We start from the raw sequence: 739 nt of genomic DNA on the forward strand, positions 1-739 counted from the left end.
AGCCATATCCGCGAACGTCTGACCCTGCGTGTTTGCGACACGCAACGAGTATTCACGCAACACGTTTTCAAATACTGCGGCGGTAATCGTCATTTTCTTTTCCTTTGGGTAAGTGGGTTACAGGTCGTGTTGATCGACGCGAGCGACGGCCAGCGCATGCCCTGCCGCGTCGTAGGGGCGTGCGACCGTATCGGTTGCGTCACTCAGCCTCCACGCGGCCGAATCGGTGCGCACGATATAGAGTCGCGCGTCGGACAGTGCGACGATAGTTTGCTGCGTGCCAGCATCGCGCATGCGACGAATGCCCGTAAAAATCAGGTCAACGGCGCGAACCTCGCCCAGCTCTTTCCCCCCGTCAGTCAGGCTGATAACTTGCATGGTGTCCTCTACGTGTTCGGTTAAGATGGCTCTATTATGCGCCATGTCGGGTATCGCGTCAACAATACCCGACTAATTTAATCGGTCTTTATGCTGTGATTCGCGACGGGCGCGCGATCCGGGTTTGAGGCGTCCCCTTGTAATCGCCGTGCTCTTTGATGCCCGCTTTGATGCGCACCGTTTCCCCTTCACGCGGCATCGCATTAGACGCCCCTATATAGACGATGGGGCCCCTTCCGGCGTGATACAGGCGTACAGGTAGCGCGGACCAAACGAATCGAACCGGGCCCCATCGTCAAGCGTGATAATACGCTCGCATTTAATCGTCAGTTCCAGACGTTCCCCGACCGTGCCGACATGG

1 protein-coding gene is annotated in these 739 nt (G+C 57.2%); it reads left to right on the plus strand.

What is annotated here, in order from left to right:
• Positions 1 to 402: hypothetical protein (locus AC1RPR_RS07925; RefSeq protein ID WP_481763421.1), on the plus strand; the 402-nt coding region annotated here is incomplete at its 5' end.
• Positions 403 to 739 lie beyond the last annotated feature (337 nt).

The sequence above is a fragment of the Dellaglioa sp. CoH-57-MRSF-22 genome (genome assembly GCF_056781895.1).